Source organism: Marinifilum sp. JC120, assembly GCA_004923195.1.
In the GTDB taxonomy this organism is placed as follows: Bacteria; Desulfobacterota; Desulfovibrionia; order Desulfovibrionales; family Desulfovibrionaceae; genus Maridesulfovibrio.
Genome location: RDSB01000011.1, coordinates 75,891 through 91,908, shown reverse-complemented (window position 1 = coordinate 91,908; position 16,018 = coordinate 75,891). Strand labels below are relative to the sequence as shown.

The 16,018-nt window shown below is 48.9% G+C and carries 16 protein-coding genes; 2 read left to right on the top strand and 14 right to left on the bottom strand.

Annotation, left to right across the window (positions count from 1 at the left end; all coding sequences use genetic code 11):
• Entirely contained in the window at positions 1-987 is a 987-nt protein-coding gene (locus D0S45_12235; GenBank protein ID TIH14904.1) for a radical SAM protein, read from the bottom strand.
• Between the two features lie 448 nt (positions 988-1,435).
• Here D0S45_12235 and D0S45_12230 point away from each other — a divergent pair, with 448 nt between their 5' ends.
• The gene (locus D0S45_12230; GenBank protein ID TIH14903.1) at positions 1,436-2,371 is read left to right on the top strand and encodes a tRNA (adenine-N1)-methyltransferase; all 936 of its coding nucleotides are present in this window, start codon (positions 1,436-1,438) and stop codon (positions 2,369-2,371) included.
• 89 nt (positions 2,372-2,460) lie between these two features.
• Here D0S45_12230 and D0S45_12225 read toward each other — a convergent pair whose 3' ends face one another.
• From D0S45_12225 to D0S45_12185, 9 genes are all read right to left on the bottom strand, one after another.
• Positions 2,461-3,024 (bottom strand): hypothetical protein, encoded by a 564-nt coding sequence (locus tag D0S45_12225; GenBank protein TIH14902.1) that lies wholly within the window; start codon positions 3,022-3,024, stop codon positions 2,461-2,463.
• Position 3,025: 1 nt separating this feature from the next.
• Positions 3,026-3,790, bottom strand: a complete 765-nt coding sequence (locus D0S45_12220) for a Fic family protein (protein TIH14901.1) — start codon at positions 3,788-3,790, stop codon at positions 3,026-3,028.
• Positions 3,791-3,909: 119 nt separating this feature from the next.
• Positions 3,910-4,365 (bottom strand): hypothetical protein, encoded by a 456-nt coding sequence (locus tag D0S45_12215; GenBank protein TIH14900.1) that lies wholly within the window; start codon positions 4,363-4,365, stop codon positions 3,910-3,912.
• Positions 4,366-4,539: 174 nt separating this feature from the next.
• Positions 4,540-4,743: a hypothetical protein gene (locus tag D0S45_12210; protein TIH14899.1), complete on the bottom strand. Its 204-nt coding sequence runs from the start codon at positions 4,741-4,743 to the stop codon at positions 4,540-4,542.
• 51 nt (positions 4,744-4,794) lie between these two features.
• Complete coding sequence (locus D0S45_12205) at positions 4,795-6,120, bottom strand: methyltransferase domain-containing protein (protein TIH14898.1); 1,326 nt, start codon at positions 6,118-6,120, stop codon at positions 4,795-4,797.
• Positions 6,121-6,461: 341 nt separating this feature from the next.
• Positions 6,462-8,108 carry an acyl-CoA synthetase gene (locus D0S45_12200; GenBank protein ID TIH14897.1) on the bottom strand — a complete coding sequence of 549 codons (1,647 nt, stop codon included), beginning with the start codon at positions 8,106-8,108 and terminating at the stop codon, positions 6,462-6,464.
• Between the two features lie 140 nt (positions 8,109-8,248).
• On the bottom strand, positions 8,249-8,806 hold the full coding sequence (locus D0S45_12195; protein ID TIH14896.1) for an XRE family transcriptional regulator: 558 nt from the start codon (positions 8,804-8,806) through the stop codon (positions 8,249-8,251).
• A 148-nt stretch (positions 8,807-8,954) separates the two neighbouring features.
• Entirely contained in the window at positions 8,955-10,601 is a 1,647-nt protein-coding gene (locus tag D0S45_12190) for an AMP-binding protein (GenBank protein ID TIH14895.1), read from the bottom strand.
• Positions 10,602-10,613: 12 nt separating this feature from the next.
• A complete protein-coding gene (locus D0S45_12185; protein TIH14894.1) occupies positions 10,614-11,180 on the bottom strand; it encodes an XRE family transcriptional regulator in 567 nt (188 codons plus the stop codon).
• A gap of 323 nt (positions 11,181-11,503) precedes the next feature.
• On the opposite strand from D0S45_12185, the gene D0S45_12180 reads away from it, so the two are divergent.
• A complete protein-coding gene (locus D0S45_12180) occupies positions 11,504-12,262 on the top strand; it encodes a tetratricopeptide repeat protein (GenBank protein TIH14893.1) in 759 nt (252 codons plus the stop codon).
• Between the two features lie 62 nt (positions 12,263-12,324).
• Here the strand turns inward: D0S45_12180 and D0S45_12175 are convergent, their stop codons facing one another.
• From D0S45_12175 to def, 4 genes are read right to left on the bottom strand one after another with little or no spacing between them, the layout of a single operon-like run.
• Complete coding sequence (locus D0S45_12175; GenBank protein TIH14892.1) at positions 12,325-13,605, bottom strand: hypothetical protein; 1,281 nt, start codon at positions 13,603-13,605, stop codon at positions 12,325-12,327.
• 15 nt (positions 13,606-13,620) lie between these two features.
• The gene (locus D0S45_12170; GenBank protein TIH14891.1) at positions 13,621-14,439 is read right to left on the bottom strand and encodes a DUF116 domain-containing protein; all 819 of its coding nucleotides are present in this window, start codon (positions 14,437-14,439) and stop codon (positions 13,621-13,623) included.
• Positions 14,440-14,453: 14 nt separating this feature from the next.
• Positions 14,454-15,404, bottom strand: coding sequence for a methionyl-tRNA formyltransferase (locus D0S45_12165; GenBank protein ID TIH14890.1), 951 nt, complete (start codon positions 15,402-15,404; stop codon positions 14,454-14,456).
• Positions 15,380-15,892: a peptide deformylase gene (gene def / locus D0S45_12160; protein ID TIH14889.1), complete on the bottom strand. Its 513-nt coding sequence runs from the start codon at positions 15,890-15,892 to the stop codon at positions 15,380-15,382. Before def ends, D0S45_12165 begins: the two co-directional genes overlap by 25 nt.
• Positions 15,893-16,018 lie beyond the last annotated feature (126 nt).

Sequence of the window (16,018 nt, the reverse complement as noted above, 5' to 3'; positions counted from 1 at the left end):
TCATGTATCTCCGTCAAGCCTGCAATCGTAATAGATCTCATTTCCTGTCTGCTTGACGTGCAGTCTGCCGCTTTTTTCCAGTTCCGTAAGCACCTGCTCCACTCTCTCCAAGGGAATATCAAGTGCTCCGGCGAGCTGTTGCGCTGTCTGCGGCCTGCGCATGATAGAAGCCTGAATCCGGTCAAATGCGTGAGAGTCCTCGCCCTGCACATGGGCTATGGTCTCATCACCGCTCCTTTTCTTTGCGCCGGTATCCGGTCCGCAATCCCTGTCTTTACAGGGCGCGGCATCAAGAACCTTTTTCCAGCGGCCTAGGGTCTCGGAATCAACCGGACCGGCCTTCTCTAGAGTACCGGGACGCGAAAGTGTGACCACATCAATGCGGTCCGGGGCAAGTTCGGTGCAGAATTCCTTCATAAGAGAGAGGTTTTCATCCGAATCGTTGTATCCCCGTGAAAGGAGCACTTCCAGAAAAATCTTACCGTTGAATTCCTTGCGGAATTCGATCAGGGCTTTGGCAATTGCCGTAGGGTCGGTCCCTTTGCACGGCCTGTTTATGGCCCTGAATTCCGAAACAACAAGGGAATCCATGGAAGGAAGCACCACATCGGCTTCCTGTAATTCCTTTCTCACTTCGGGGTCCGTCATGGCGGTCGCGTTTGTCAGCACGGCCACAGGCATGGACGGGAAAAGTTTTTTTACGCCGCGAATAATTTCGGGCATTTCAGAGTTGAGGGTCGGTTCCCCGAGTCCTCCAAGGGTAATAACCTCGGGCGGCTGATGCCCCTCCTGCTTCCATTTCTCAAGTTCATTAAGAATATCAGCCGCAGGTACATAAACATCGCGTTCACCGGTGAGCAAATCAGTCTTGCCCACTTCGCAATACACACAATCCATGGAGCAAATCCTGCGTCCGAGCAGGTCCAAGCCCAGTGAACGCCCTATTCTACCGGAAAAAACCGGTCCGAAGATATAGCTATAACCCATAACGGCCTCATCAAGAAGCAAAAAAATCAATTAAATTTGATGCGCTTCGCGATTTTTATCGAAACAATTTCGCCTCCGGCGGCTTAAACCCTTTTTGAAAAAAGGGTTTAAGAATCCCAAAAACTTTTGTCGGGGCTTCGCCGTTGTCAATTCAACAAGCGTGCTCTCTTAATTCCAACTGTGATTTTTGCGGGAGATGTGTAAAAATAACTGCGCGAAGATAAATTCTATTCAATGCGGTAGTTAAGCACTTATGCCTAAATGTCAAAAAACTCAAGTGGTATATATGGTGACTATTTTCGCAGCACCCCACGGGGGTAAAGTCTTGTAACGCTCGAATAACTAGCTAGCAATTCACTTTACGCCGCAGATGGTGCTTTATCTGCGACCTTGACTTTATGCTGTTTCATCCGTAATCGGGCGAGAGATCAATTCAGGAGGAAGTCTAATGCTTGAAGCTGGACAATTAATTTTGCTTATCAACCCCAAGGGCAAGCGCTACCTGCGCATGATCAATCCCGGGGAAGAAATACACACACATGACGGCATGATGTTGACCGACAACATCCTCGCCGGCGGGTTCGGAAAGGTTGTGGAAACCCACTTGGGCCACAAATACCAGATTCTGAAACCCACCATATACGATATCATTCAGGGTCTGAAACGCCAGACCCAGATCATGTATCCCAAAGAGATCAGCTACCTGCTGCTCAAGCTGGGTATCGGTCCCGGTACAAGAGTTGTAGAATCCGGTTCCGGTTCCGGCGGTCTGACCACCGCACTGGCCTACTACGTAGGTGATACCGGTAAGGTATACACCCACGAGAAACGCCCCGAATTTTACAAGCTGGTCCGCAAGAATCTCGAATGGGCCGGACTTGAAAACCGCGTTGAGCAGTTCAACCTGAACATCGAAGACGGTTTCCTCGCCAGCGATTGCGACGCCCTCTTCCTCGACGTACCCAACCCGTGGGATTACCTGCACCACATCCCCAAAGCAGTAATTCCCGGTGCAATGTGCGGTTTCCTGCTGCCGACCACCAATCAGGTCAGCGATCTTTTGAAGGCCATGGAAGACATGCCCTTCGAAGAACAGGAAGTCTGCGAAATTTTCGTACGTAACTACAAGCCCGTTGCAGAACGCTTACGCCCCGAAGACCGCATGGTCGGTCACACCGGGTTCCTCGTCTTCGCCCGCAACATGGCTGGTTGCGAAATGAGCGTAGAGCCGCCCAAGAAAAAGCGTCAGAATCGCGGCAAGCCCGCAGCTGATAAGTATCATGTAGATAGAAAGGACATGATTCACGCCAAGAAAGATGTTCCTGAAGCTACAGCTGAAGAAGCTAAGCCTGCTGAATCTTCTGATGAGGAAAAGGCTGAATAGTATTTCGGTTGTGGATAGTTAAAGATGTTATGATGAAAGCCGGGTCTCCTTGAGGAGGTCCGGCTTTTTGTATTTCAAAAACTAAATTTTTATGTCTTTTTCTCAACTTCAAAATATAACTTATTCATTCCTTTTTCACTCTTTACTATCTGCTTTAGCACATCTAAAATTATCTCGGCCGTCGCAATTAGCATGTTTGCATCACGACTATTAATCATCCCACACTCATGCACTAAATAATTTCGGACTTCTTTAAATTTATCATATTCTGACCAAGCCGATTGAACATTATCTTCATCAAAATATTTGGGATAAATACAACTTACTTCTTTTATTAACTCATTATGAGGAATGCTTTTACAACCCCTGTATTTGTCCTCAATTAAATCCTTGGTTATCTCGACAACACAATTACTTCCAATTTCATATAGCAATCTTTTTAGTAGTATAAACCTTGATATCCCCTCAATTGCCGAATAATAATTAACTAATTTATTTGAAGACAGCCCACTATATTCAAGCCGATCATCAACAACTTTAATTTTTTGTCTTCCGGTACAACAAACTGCATGCATAATTCGTAGCGACAATGATCTTTGTTTTGGATCACTAACACTAGATAGCTTGGGGACTACTCTTTCAAACTCACTCATTTCACCTCACCCGCTCCAAAATCCCACACAAACTCTTCAAAGCATATCCGGCAATCAATTCAATAAAATCGCCCTTCTCGTCCTCAAGATTACATTTCTCCAATGCTCCATAATAAGCCAGACGACTCTCGGTATCCCCGGCGATATTTACGACCAAGTAGCCGCGCTGCATCAAAATTAAGTTCATTACTAACCGAGCAGTTCGCCCGTTGCCGTCTATGAATGGATGAATTGTGGCGATACGTTCATGCACTTCCGCAGCAAGTACAACGGGATGCAGAACAGGTTCGCTCTCAGCATACCATGCAACCAGCTGCTCCATTAATATCGGAACCTGCCACGGCTGCGGCGGGAGATACCTACTACCGGAGATAGCCACCGGAACGCTGCGGTACCACCCGGCATTTTCACGATCTATGCCTTGCAGGATAATACCGTGAATGTCCTTGATAACCTTCTCTGAAAAAATGGGTTCTGCGGTCAACTCACGTACGTACTGAATGGCTTCGTAATGATTGACCGCTTCAAGATGCTCCTGCATGGACTTGCCGCCGATGGTCAGCCCCTTGTTGATGACAAGGTCGGTCTCGCGCAGAGTAAGAGTGTTTCCCTCAATACGGTTGCTGTCGTAGGTGTATTCAATATTCAGGGCGTCTACTATCTTGGAACTGACGAAATCGCGGCAAGCATCAAGCTGCGCTTTGCGCTCATCAATTTCGCCAAGCAACGCGGTCAGGGATTCGGATTTTAGGTAATCAGCAGTCATAGGAACTCCTTTAACACAAAGTATTTGCTTAGCCTATGAAGGTCAATCCGCTCGTAAAACATAAAGCCCCGCACTCATCCGAGCGCGGGGCTTTCAAATCTCCAACGAAACTTCAACAACTAACGAATGTGCTTATTTATAGCATCCTCATCCTTGCGGCGCTGCACTTCCTGCGCAACCACAGCGGGCACACAGATCATATCAACCGGATTGAAGATGGTCCGCAGGGACTTTGCTAAAACCAAGGCCACCGGGATTCCTACAATTGATATGGCAAGCCCCACTATCTGGGTGATGGTAATCAGCGAAAAGATGATCCCGAAGGGAATCCAAAGGATCATGATGATGGTGGAATAGGCTTCCCAAGCGGGATTGCTTTCCACATTGAGATCATCTTTGGAAACCATGGACCAGCTGAACGGCGCGAAAAGGAATTTACTGTACTGGATCAAACCCAGACCCAGCGGGGATGCTACTACGGTCAGCACCAGCAGGGAGCCGAGCAGGAAAAACATAATCGCGTTGATGAATCCGAAGAAAGGGAAATACCATAATATGTTTCCAAGTGTTCTCATTTTTATCTCCAAATTTTAAAGTACAGCCATTCACAACACCAGAGCCTGTATTGCAGCAGTCTGCTTATTATCTTTTCCCCTTATCCCAAGAAAACATCAAGTCTTATTCACGCAAAGACAAAGGCCCCGGCGCAACAGCACCGGGACCTACTAACATTCAAACAACAGCCGAAATTATTTCGACCATTCCCTGATCTTATTAATTTCTTCCTGCCCTACCTGAATATGCTCCAGAAAAGCCTGATGCTTCTCCGGGTAAAGCTTTTCAAAAGCCTTGTGCCAGTTGTGCATGTCCTTGTCATTGAATCCAGCCTCACGGAAAATTTCAGTCCATTTTTCTTTATCCATTTTAGTATCCTGCTGATGCTCTGCAGCCATGTGCCCTGCATGGTTGCGGTTTATATTAATCTATAGATCACTTCTGCTTATTTATTTCTTACGGGCAATGTAGAAAACATATCCAAGGTAATCATGGTACTTACGCATAATTTCCATTTCCTTTTCATTGCTATCCACAACAGCCTGCGCTTCGGCAGAACCACTATGCTTTTCAATGAATACGGGGACAGCCTCGGCAATATCCCTATAGAAAACATCCCACCAATCCGCTTGCGGAACGACGAAATGCTCTACAACTTCAAAGCCCTGCTGCTCAAGAATGGCAATATTCTCGGCAGTGGATTTCATTTCCGGGTAACCTTCATTCCAAAACTCTGCGGCTTCTTCGGGTCGTTCTTCTGTCGTCCAAGTCATTTCGCTAACGGCTATCCAACCACCGGGCTTCAGGAATTCTTTCCATTTGGAAATTCCGTTTTCAAAACCCATCAGGTAAATTGCGCCTTCGCTCCAGATCAGGTCAAAAGAACCGGGCGCATAGTCCAGCTCATTCATATCACCCTGCTGCACTGTAATGCGCTGCGCAAACCCGGCATTTTCAGCACTTATTGTCAGCTTATCCAGCGCAAGCTGCCAATTATCCACAGCTGTCACCGCGAAGTCCGTACCGTCACAGAGGGCGAGGGTCTGCAAACCAGTTCCACAACCCACATCAAGCACCTGCGCATTGTCCGCTAATCCGCTCACGCATGACAAAGCCCGTCTAGTTGTCTCACTACTGCCCGGTCCCAGTCTGGAAAGTGTCGAAAAAAATTCAAAAAATAATTCCATATATCTCTCACTCGCTTTTTGTATTTTCTGTATCCGTTGTGGTCCTGCCGACCATTTGCGGATCAAGCGTATTTCATCGTCAGGTATCTGCAAATATTCCAGAAACTGCTGATGCCTGTCCGGGTGGGTGCGCTCAAAGGCTTTGTGCCATTCTTCCATATCCTTTTCACTGAACCCGGAAGAACGCAGCACTTCAGTCCACGCAGCCTTGTCCATCTTTGCGAATTGCACATCCGGGGAACTTTTCAATATCCCGGAAATGAACTCCCGCTGCTCATGGAGCGAGGAAATTTCCTCATTAAGCTCCTTGAGCCGCGCTTCCAGCACCCCGGTTATGCCGCTCACCGGAGAATCAAGAATCACCTTGATTTCCTTAAGCGGTATCCCGGCCTTGCGGTAATGGCAGATCTGGGCCAGCCGCTTTTCCTCTTCCTCGCCATATGAACGATATTCACCCTTCATATGTTTGGACGGAGCAAGCAGCCCGATTGAATCATAATAAAGCAGCGTGCTACGCGAAAGGCCGTACTTCTTGGCCAGCCGCCCCACAGTCAAACCTGATGATGTTTTAACCATAATTAACTCCATGCATAGCTATGCCATGAACCTAACATGAACTATGAAGTTATAGACAGGTCAAAGACTTTTTTGATGCCTCCGGCGGCTGGGGAAGGGAAACTTTTGTAAAAGTTTCCCTTCCCCAGACCCCAACCCTTCAAAACCTTCTAATAAGCTTCGCATATAACTTTTCTAGACTAAAAAATAAGAAAAGCCTGCAATATCTCGAAAGATATTGCAGGCTTTTTGCTAGACATATTTTATAAACTAATCGGCGAAGCCCAACTAAAAAAGTTTGGGATTCTAAAACCCTTTTCAAAGGGTTTTAGCCCCCGGAGGGACTCCCGGTAGGGCCGCCGGAGGCATTCTTCTTAAGCCTTAGCGTCAGCCTCATCCTTGGCACGGATCTCGGCTCGCTTGATCTTGCCGCTGATGGTCTTGGGCAGCTCTTTCACGTAATCGATGACGCGCGGGTACTTGTAAGGCGCGGTGACCTTCTTGACGTGATTCTGCAATTCCTTGGTCAACTCATCGCCAGCTTCATATTCAGGAGCAAGAACGACGGTGGCCTTAACAGCCTGACCGCGCACATCGCAGGGCACACCCGTTACGGCAGCTTCTACAATTGCATCATGAGTGATCAATGCGGATTCGACCTCAAAGGGTCCGATGCGGTAACCGGAACTTTTGATCAAGTCATCGGTACGTCCGAGGAACCAGTAATAGCCGTCCTCGTCCATCCAAGCCTTGTCCCCGGTCTGGTAGTAACCGTCGACCATGACATTCTCAGTCTTCTGCGGTTCGTCGAGATATCCAGTAAACAAACCCACGGGACGGGGATCAAGTTTAACGCAGATTTGGCCTTCTTCACCGGGGGAACAAAGATTGCCTTCAGTATCAATAAGGGCAAGTTCCCAACCCGGACAGGGCTTGCCGATGGAGCCCGGTTTGGGCTTCATGTTGGGAAAAGTTGCAATCTGAAGCACAGATTCGGTCTGACCGTAACCTTCGTAGAGAGGCAGTCCGGTGGCTTCCTTCCATGCTTCAAACACTGAAGCGTTAAGCAACTCACCTGCGGTGGTGCAATGCTTGAGCGCGGAAAGGTCGTACTTTGAAAGATCTTCGCGGATCATGAAACGGTAAACTGTAGGCGGTGCGCAGAAGGTGGTAACCTTGTTCTCGGCCAAAACCCTGAGCAGCTCGGAAGGTTCGAACTTGCCGCGGAAATCCCAGACAAAAACAACAGCACCAGCCATCCACTGACCGTAATACTTACCCCAGACAGCCTTACCCCAGCCTGTATCGGCAAGGGTCAGATGAACGTCACCGGGCTCAAGGTCATGCCAGTAAGCTCCGGTCACATAGTGACCCAGCGGATAGTTATGAGTGTGCTCGACCATCTTGGGCTGTCCGGTAGTACCGGAAGAAAAGAAGATGAGCAGAGAATCGTCACCACCTGCGCAATCAGATGGGCGAGGGAAAGAATCGGAAACTTCGTCACAGATGGTTTCGAAATCAAGCCAACCGTCATGCAATTCGCTTTCTCCGGCCTGAACCATCACCTGAAGCGAAGAACAGCTTTTGCGTGCTTCTTCAGCACGGTCAGCCACTGAATCCTCGGCAATGATGCCCTTGATCTTGGCAAAATTCACCCGAAACTCAATGTCCTTCACAGTAAGCAGGTTGGGTGAAGGAACAGGTACAGCTCCGATCTTGTGGCAGGCCAGCATGGTCACCCACCAATCAATGCGACGGTAAAGGATGACCATAATCCGGTCGCCCTTCTCTACCCCGGCCTTACTCAGTGCATTGGCAAGGCGTGCTGACTTTTTGGAAAAAAAGTCGAAATCTTTTTCAGTGCGGGTGCCGTCCGGTCCGATGTGAATCATGGCCAGACGCTTGGGGTCATCTGCGGCGATCACATCCACGCAATCAAAGGCGAAATTGTAATTTTCAGGAACTTCGGTCTTATATTCGGCACAGAACTCTTCGTAAGAGCCGTATTTCTGCTTTTCCATTGTCTTATATCTCCACGGAGGATGCAGAAGCATCCCATTGCTGTTAGTTGACGTTAAATCCTCAAATGTAAAAACCGTGCTTTTTACCGCAGGCCGCGTGCGCTTGAAAGAAGCTTCTTCAGCGCGTTAAAGGCGACCTGCTAGAGAATGACGTCCAGCATACGTGCGGATTTGCCGTCAAGACCTCGCAGGGCGTGGGGAGTATTGGAATCAAAGTAAAGGGAATCGCCTTCTTCAAGTTCGAGAATGGAATCGTCGAGTCTCAACTCAAGGCGTCCTTCGAGCACGTAAATGAACTCCTGCCCGCGATGGGTAGTGAAATTCATATCGGAAACCTCTTTGGACGGAACTTCAACCATGAAAGGTTCCATACGGCGACCCACAAATGTGGATGCAAGGTTCTTGTAATCGTAGTCCTCGCGGCGGTCTACATTAAGCCCTTTGCCCTTGCGCACCAGTGCGTAGTTGGTCAAATGGGCCTCGCTGCCGGAAATCAGCACAGTCAGGCTGACTCCGCAAAGGTGAGCCACATCCATCAGGTAACTGACCGGGATCTCTACAGTACCGGATTCGTACTGCGCGGCACGCTCAGGGGTAACCCCTACCTTCTCGGCCAGTTCTTCAACACTCATGTCCATTGCATCACGCAGGCCCGCCAGCCTCGGTGCAATTTCCTTATAAGCCTGTTCGTTACTCATGATGCCTCCATTTGCCTCCGGCGGCTTAAACCCTTTTGCAAAAGGGTTTAAGAATCCCAAAACCTTTTACTTCGGCTTCGCCGCCTTTGGCGATAAATTTATTTATAAAAAAAGGAGGCTCTGCAAAAGCAAAGCCTCCTTTGCGTTTTTATGCGTCGGGGTACAACTCTGCGGCCATATCCCGGAGTTTGTATTTCTGAATCTTGCCGCTTGCGGTCATGGGGTAAGCGTCAAGGAAAGTGATGAACTTAGGAATCTTGTAGCGGGCAATCTGACCCCGGCAGTAGTCGATTACATCCTGCTTGGTCATCTCCACGCCATCTTTGAGGATAATAAAAGCCCCGACCTGCTCCCCGAACTTTACACTTGGGACACCGGCCACCTGTACATCAAGGATACCATCCATGGTGTACAGGAATTCTTCAATTTCACGGGGGTAAATGTTCTCGCCGCCACGGATAATCATATCCTTGAGACGTCCGGTAACATCAACATATCCTTCCTCATCCATGGTTCCGAGGTCGCCTGAATGGAGCCAGCCATCCACATCAATAGTGGTATTGGTGGCTTCGGGGTTGTTGTAGTACCCCTTCATGACGTTGTAACCGCGGCAACAGATTTCACCTGTTTCACCGGACTCGCTCATCTCACCTGTTTCCGGGTTGATGATGGCTACTTCGATTTCAGGCATAGCCTGCCCGACAGTCTCGGTACGACGTTGCAGACTATCAGTCATGCGGGTCTGGGTCATAACCGGGGAAGCCTCGGTCAATCCGTAGCAAATGGTGATGTCGGTCATGTTCATCTTATCCATGACCTTCTTCATGACCTCAATGGGACAAGGCGACCCGGCCATAATCCCGGTCCGCAAGGATGAATAATCAAACTTGCTGAAAAGCTTATGTTCGAGGATAGCGATAAACATAGTCGGTACGCCATAAAGAGCAGTACACTTCTCCTGATCAATTGAAGCCATAACCAGCAGCGGATCAAATCCTTCAAGGATAACCATGGTGGTACCGTGGTTAACTGCGGCCAGCACGCCGAGTACGCAACCGAAACAGTGAAATAAAGGCACGGGCAGGCAAAGTCGGTCACCGGGCTTGAATCCCTGATTCTCACCGATCCAGAATCCGTTGTTACCGATGTTGTAGTGGGTCAGCTGCACACCCTTGGGGAACCCGGTGGTTCCGGAAGTGTACTGCATATTGACGACATCGTGCGGATCAAGAGTAGCCTGACGCTCTTCGTAATCTTCTTCAGTGGTTACTGCAGAAAGGTTGACCACCTCGGCCATGGAGTACATGCCGCGGTGCTTTTCCTGACCGAGAAAGAAAACCCTCTTCAGATCGGGAAATTTCTCGCTCTTAAGGTAACCGCGTTCCTGAGTTTTAAGTTCAGGAATAAGCTCATAAGCAGTCTGGAGATAGTCGATCTCCCGAAAACCGTCGATAATGACAAGGTTCTCGCACTCGGACTGCTTGAGCAGGTATTCCAGCTCAGTGGTGCGGTAAAAAGTGTTAACAGTCAGCAGGATAGCCCCGATCTTGGCAGTAGCAAACTGCAAGGCCACCCAATAAGGTACGTTGGTGGCCCAGATTGCGACCTTCTCGCCCTTTTTGACTCCAAGAGCCATAAGTCCCATAGCCAGATCATCCACCAGTTCACCGAACTCGCGGTAGGTCAAACGGAAATCGCGGTCCACATAAACAACGGCTTCCTGATCGGGCCATTTTTCAACAGCCTCGTCCAGCAACCCACCGAGTGTAATTTCCCTGAGATGTGATTGTTCCATGAAATTCCTCTCTTATTCCGGGAAATAAAGAACCGCGTAGATATCACACTTTTCGTTACCTTCAGCAGCAACATAGTGCGGGACCACGGAATTGAAATATACGCTGTCACCAGCTTCAAGCACGCTCTCTTCCTTGCCGTAAACAACCTTGAGTTTACCGGAAACGACAATGATGAATTCCTCGCCTTCATGGGAAGTAAGCTTTGGCTCTGCGTCCTCCGGCTGGATTTCAATAAAGAAAGGCTCCATATGACGGTCGCTCTTACCCTTGGCGAGTGAGAAATACTTCATGGATGCAGTCTTTTCCTGATCGGAATGCATGGTAAACTCTTCTTTGCGCTCACCAAGCTTAACGATAAGGGGATCTTTGCTGACCTGATCATCAAGGAAAGTGCCGAGTCTTACACCAAGAGCTCTGGCGATCTTAAGTAGGGGACCTAGGGAGGGATATTTTTCTTTTTCTTCAACAGCTTCAAGGAAGTCTGCTCCAAGGCCGGTACGTTCGGAAAACTCTTCAAGGCTGATGCCCTGCTTTTCCCTGAATGTCTTAATACGATGTCCTACTTTTGCTTTGCTCATAACTCCCTCTACTGGTCTGAACCCGTTAATACGGCATTTTGATAAAACTACAAAAAAAAGCTAAAAATGAGTACTTACATTAATGTCGGTCACTTGTCATCAATCTCATAATACAACACTAATTTTTAACAATCATCAAAGCGGCAGTCACTCTAAATCTTCCATCAAGAAAAATGAAGAACAAAATTAGGTATTAACATTTTTTTCCCATTTCTGGTCCATACAACTATAATTGTGCGCTGATGCAAAATTTTGTTAGTGGAATATTTTGTAAATTTTATCTATAGTGCGCATAAATTTCAGGAAATCAAAAGGAACAACAAATGGCCGCGGCAGATCATAATACAGATAGACAGACAATTAAGGGTGTCTTCTCCAGCCAGAACGTACAAAAGATCGGGACAGGCACCACAGTGCGCCGGACCATCAGCAAAATGTATTGGATGGCTGAAGAACTTAATCCTGAGAATGTAGAAGTTCAAGCCCTGAACACAAGTTACGTTCCTGCCGGACCCAAATCCGTGGTGACCATGGAAGAGTTCCTCTCCAAATACTCACCTGAACCTGAATTCTACGTTTCCACCGTGTACCCCAAGATGAAAGAGCTGGGCACCACCATTGAGCGTGGGGAAAAAGCAAGACAGGCCGGAGCCACCTACAGTGCTGAATTTGAATTCCAGAACGCACTGGATGTGGACGAGGAAAACGTCAAAGCCAACTTCGGTCTCGGGCTGACTTACATGGAACGCGGGGAGAGCAACAAGGCCAACGATATTTTCAACCGGCTGGTCAAGCTGGATGCCGCCTTCCAGACCGAGCACAAACATTTATTCAACGAATTCGGAATCAACCTGCGTAAAACAGGCATGCAGGATCAAGCCATCGATTATTATGAACGGGCACTTGAAATGACCAGCAACGACGAAAACCTGCACTACAACATAGCCCGTGCATATTTTGAAAAAGGAGTGCTCGACAAATGCTCCAGCCACCTGCAAAAAGCACTCGACCTGAATAAAGACCACGCAGAGGCCGCAAAATTTCTTGAGTTTCTAAAGAAACATCATCCTGATCAAGCGTAGACACTACATCATAGACAAAAAAACTCCCCTTTCAGCATTTGATGAAAGGGGAGTTTTTGTATCTACTTCTTTTCCAGCAAAGCTGAATAGAAAAATTCGTGCAGTTCCGAATCCGGAGGAGTGGTCCATTCCTTGAGCGGGACTGCGTCCTTGTGCCGTTTGAGAAATGCCGCGATCTGGCGTTCGTTCTCATCCGGGTTGAGGGTGCAGGTGATGTAGGCCAGCTGACCGCCCTTGCGTATAGTTTCCCAACTGTTGTCCAGAATACGGGATTGCAGCTGTATCAGTGAACGCACATCATCCGGGGTGCGTTTAAACTTGGTATCCGGCCTGCGGGAAAGAACTCCCAGCCCGGAACAAGGCACATCAAGCAAAGCTGTGCCGATGGATTCTTTTGCCAGCGGCGGATTAATGGCCGAAGCACGAAAAGCCGCCACCGAAGGAACATCCCTCTTTAATGCCGCCAGCCTTCTGGCATGAGGGTCACTGGCTACAATGGGTGAAATTTTCTTTGAATGAAGGAATCTTGATTTACCGCCACGCCCGGAACAAGCATCCCAGACCGGAACAGGCCACTTGGAAGGCTCCAGCACGGCAAGAGCTTCGCGGGCAGCGTAACTCTGACGGATCACAAATTCTTTCACTTCCTTAAAAGCCAACGGCCAGTAACCGGAATAAAAAGCAAAAGCCTGACCGTCAGATGCGATATGGTCGCCCTCTTTCAGTAATTGCTCCGCTGCTGCTTTGGCCTTGCTGTCTGTGGTATCAAGCACAAACCCTGCTGCGGGCGGGCAGATCTGGGCTTCCAGATACTGCTCAGCCTTATCACGGCCATAGCTGTCCACCCAAAGCTCTACAATCCATTCAGGACAGGAGTAATAGGCGGAAAGAAATTCAATTTCGGAATCACAACGGCGACGGAAAAAGTCTTCATCTGCGCCGTCTTCTGCCAACCGGGCCACCTTGCGCAGCACAGCATTTGCCAAGCCGCCGAGTTTGCCATGGGAAAGGCGCTTTGCGGAATCCACACCCCAGTCCACAGACGCATAAGGAGGGACATCCATATGCAGGATTTCATAAGCAGCCATGCCCAGCACTCGCATTATTGGCTGCGGCAAGCCGTCAGGACGGGAAAGAAAACAACTGAGGACTGATTGCAGCCTCAAACGCATACGCAGATAGCCGTAGAGGATTTCAGTTACAAATCCACGGTCACGCGCATCCATCTTTGAAGATGTGAGAGCATCATCCAAAACAGCCTGTGCGTCCGCTCCGCCGTCAAGGGAACGGGTTACACAATCAAAGGCAATTCCTCTGGGGCCGGGCAAAATATTTTTCTTCATCAGCGAATTCCCGGCTTAAAGCCCGGTAAGAGGGGTCAAAGCCACATTATTGTCCGCATCTTCGGGAAGCTTGTCTTCCTTGATGAAACGGCGCAGCGCATTCTCTACATCAATGAGGGCAACCTGCGTATCAAGGCAGGGGCCGTTGGGGCGTTCGTTGAGCACGCCATAAACCGGAAGCGGATAAGTATCCTGAATACCGCTGGCAAGGTCGCGTTCGCAAGCAATAGCAATGATCATGCGCGGACGGTTCTGTACCACCAGACGGCGGGCAATTGTGCCCCCGGTGGCAACATAGAAGTGCACTCCATACTTATCACGCAGTTCAAGCAGTCCCTTGATGGAACACAAACCGCAACGCTTACAGTTATTGATATCGTAAGTCAGGCGCATATCACAGCGGCTGGCCTGCAAGCAGTGCGGGGTCAAAATCATGATCTTTGCAGGATCAAAACGGCCGACCTCGGAAAGGACCAACTCGTTATTGACCTTGATAAAAGACCCCCGGATCTTGCGCTTTGAAAGCCCGAAGACACGGCCCAGAATGGTCATCAGAGGCAGAAAAAGCTTAACGCTCAAGCCACGCGCTTTTTGTGAGAAAGGGAAAGTCCGCTGGAGCACAACATTGGTAAGCAGACCAACATACCCCCAGCCGACCAGCACGATGAGTGCAAAAATGAACAGCCCCCAACTCCACGTGGCCCACGCACCGAAAGAATCCAGTCCGGCATAAGGAACATACCAAAGCAGGCCCAGAAAAGCACAAAGCAGTACACAGGTTCCGGTGATCAGGCCGATGAAAAGACGCTTTTTATTATCTTTTGCTACACTCATTTATTAGATCCAAATTAGCATTTATTCATGTAACCACAGACAAAAGCCTTGCCGTCCATTTCTTTCTTTCCGGCAGGTTTGACCTTTGATGCGAGGTAGATTTTATCTTTGCAGGCAATGCCGAGCATGCCGTCAAATTCACCGACTATGGTTCCAGGAGCATGATCCCCGACTTCCTCATCACCGGGCTTGCCGGGAGAAAGTACAAGGCGGATGGGATCTTTACCTTCGGGAGTCCAGAAGTAGTAGGCTCCGGGCCACGGAGACATGCCCCTGATCTTGTTGTGCACTTCCTTGACCGGAAGATTCCAATCGATCAAGCCTTCTTCCTTGCTCAGCTTTGCAGCGTAGGTGGCAATGGAATCGTCCTGCTCCATGACGGTCAGACGACCATCCTGATAACGCAGCAGGGTTTCCATGACCAACGGCCCACCCATGTCAGCCAGTTCATCATGAATTTTCCCGGTGTAATCGTCCCAAGCAATACCAAGGGCCTGCTGCACGAGCATGGGGCCGGTATCAAGACCAGCTTCCATCTTCATGATAGTGATCCCGGTGGCGTGATCACCGTTGGCAACCGCCCGGTGAATGGGCGCGGCACCGCGATACTTGGGCAGCAGGGAAGCATGCACGTTGATGGGCATTACAGCGGGGATATCCAGCACCGACTGGGGCAGGATCAGCCCGTAGGCCGCAACCACCAGAAAGTCAGGCTCCAGAGCGCGCAACTCTTCAACGTCCTTTTCGTCCTTGAAATTCAAGGGCTGGTAGACGGGAATATCGTTTTTCAACGCAACTTCTTTAACTGGGGAATGATGCACCTTCTGCCCACGACCACTTTTGCGGTCAGGCTGGGTATAGGCGCCAATGACTTCACATCCGTCCCATTCTACGAGATATTCGAGAATGGTGGACGCAAAGTCCGGTGTTCCCATGAAAACTATTTTCCAGCGCTTTTCAGCCATTTTTTTACCTTCTTATCGTACATTGCACGTTTCAGGCGGCCTACACGGTCGACAATGAGAGTCCCATCCAGATGATCAATTTCATGCTGAAGCACGATAGCGAGAAAATCATCAGCTTCAATACGGACATCGTTACCTTCAAGGTCAGTACCGGTGACGGTAACTGTCTCGTGGCGTTTGATCACGCATTTGAAAGCGGGGCAGGAAAGGCAGGCTTCCTCGGAATCCACCTTCTGGCTACTCTTTTCAACGATTTCAGGGTTGATAATAACCTGCAAATCAGTGCGCTCTTTAGGACCTGAAGGATCAATAACAATAAGACGTTTCTGAATTCCGACCTGTGGAGCTGCAAGGCCCACACCGTCGTCATCGTACATGGTCTCAACCATGTTATCGATGGTTTCCTTCAGCTCAGGGGTGACTTCCTCAACCCTTGCGCAAACTTCCTTCAAAGAAGGTTCAGGATAAGCTAAAATTTCTAATTTCATATTCATGCCTCCGGCGGCCCTTCGGGGACCAAAGAACCCTTTTGCAAAAGGGTTCTCTGGACTCTCCTAAAACTTTTATTAGGGCTTCGCCATCGTTAGCGTAAAACTGTTTTTTTATGCCAAACA

Excerpts from the sequence above, each read along its gene's own strand:
- D0S45_12235 (TIH14904.1), bottom strand. The coding sequence starts at position 987 with ATGGGTTATAGCTATATCTTCGGACCGGTTTTTTCCGGTAGAATAGGG.
- D0S45_12230 (TIH14903.1), top strand. The coding sequence starts at position 1,436 with ATGCTTGAAGCTGGACAATTAATTTTGCTTATCAACCCCAAGGGCAAG.
- D0S45_12225 (TIH14902.1), bottom strand. The coding sequence starts at position 3,024 with ATGAGTGAGTTTGAAAGAGTAGTCCCCAAGCTATCTAGTGTTAGTGAT.
- D0S45_12220 (TIH14901.1), bottom strand. The coding sequence starts at position 3,790 with ATGACTGCTGATTACCTAAAATCCGAATCCCTGACCGCGTTGCTTGGC.
- D0S45_12215 (TIH14900.1), bottom strand. The coding sequence starts at position 4,365 with ATGAGAACACTTGGAAACATATTATGGTATTTCCCTTTCTTCGGATTC.
- D0S45_12210 (TIH14899.1), bottom strand. The coding sequence starts at position 4,743 with ATGGCTGCAGAGCATCAGCAGGATACTAAAATGGATAAAGAAAAATGG.
- D0S45_12205 (TIH14898.1), bottom strand. The coding sequence starts at position 6,120 with ATGGAGTTAATTATGGTTAAAACATCATCAGGTTTGACTGTGGGGCGG.
- D0S45_12200 (TIH14897.1), bottom strand. The coding sequence starts at position 8,108 with ATGGAAAAGCAGAAATACGGCTCTTACGAAGAGTTCTGTGCCGAATAT.
- D0S45_12195 (TIH14896.1), bottom strand. The coding sequence starts at position 8,806 with ATGAGTAACGAACAGGCTTATAAGGAAATTGCACCGAGGCTGGCGGGC.
- D0S45_12190 (TIH14895.1), bottom strand. The coding sequence starts at position 10,601 with ATGGAACAATCACATCTCAGGGAAATTACACTCGGTGGGTTGCTGGAC.
- D0S45_12185 (TIH14894.1), bottom strand. The coding sequence starts at position 11,180 with ATGAGCAAAGCAAAAGTAGGACATCGTATTAAGACATTCAGGGAAAAG.
- D0S45_12180 (TIH14893.1), top strand. The coding sequence starts at position 11,504 with ATGGCCGCGGCAGATCATAATACAGATAGACAGACAATTAAGGGTGTC.
- D0S45_12175 (TIH14892.1), bottom strand. The coding sequence starts at position 13,605 with ATGAAGAAAAATATTTTGCCCGGCCCCAGAGGAATTGCCTTTGATTGT.
- D0S45_12170 (TIH14891.1), bottom strand. The coding sequence starts at position 14,439 with ATGAGTGTAGCAAAAGATAATAAAAAGCGTCTTTTCATCGGCCTGATC.
- D0S45_12165 (TIH14890.1), bottom strand. The coding sequence starts at position 15,404 with ATGGCTGAAAAGCGCTGGAAAATAGTTTTCATGGGAACACCGGACTTT.
- def (TIH14889.1), bottom strand. The coding sequence starts at position 15,892 with ATGAAATTAGAAATTTTAGCTTATCCTGAACCTTCTTTGAAGGAAGTT.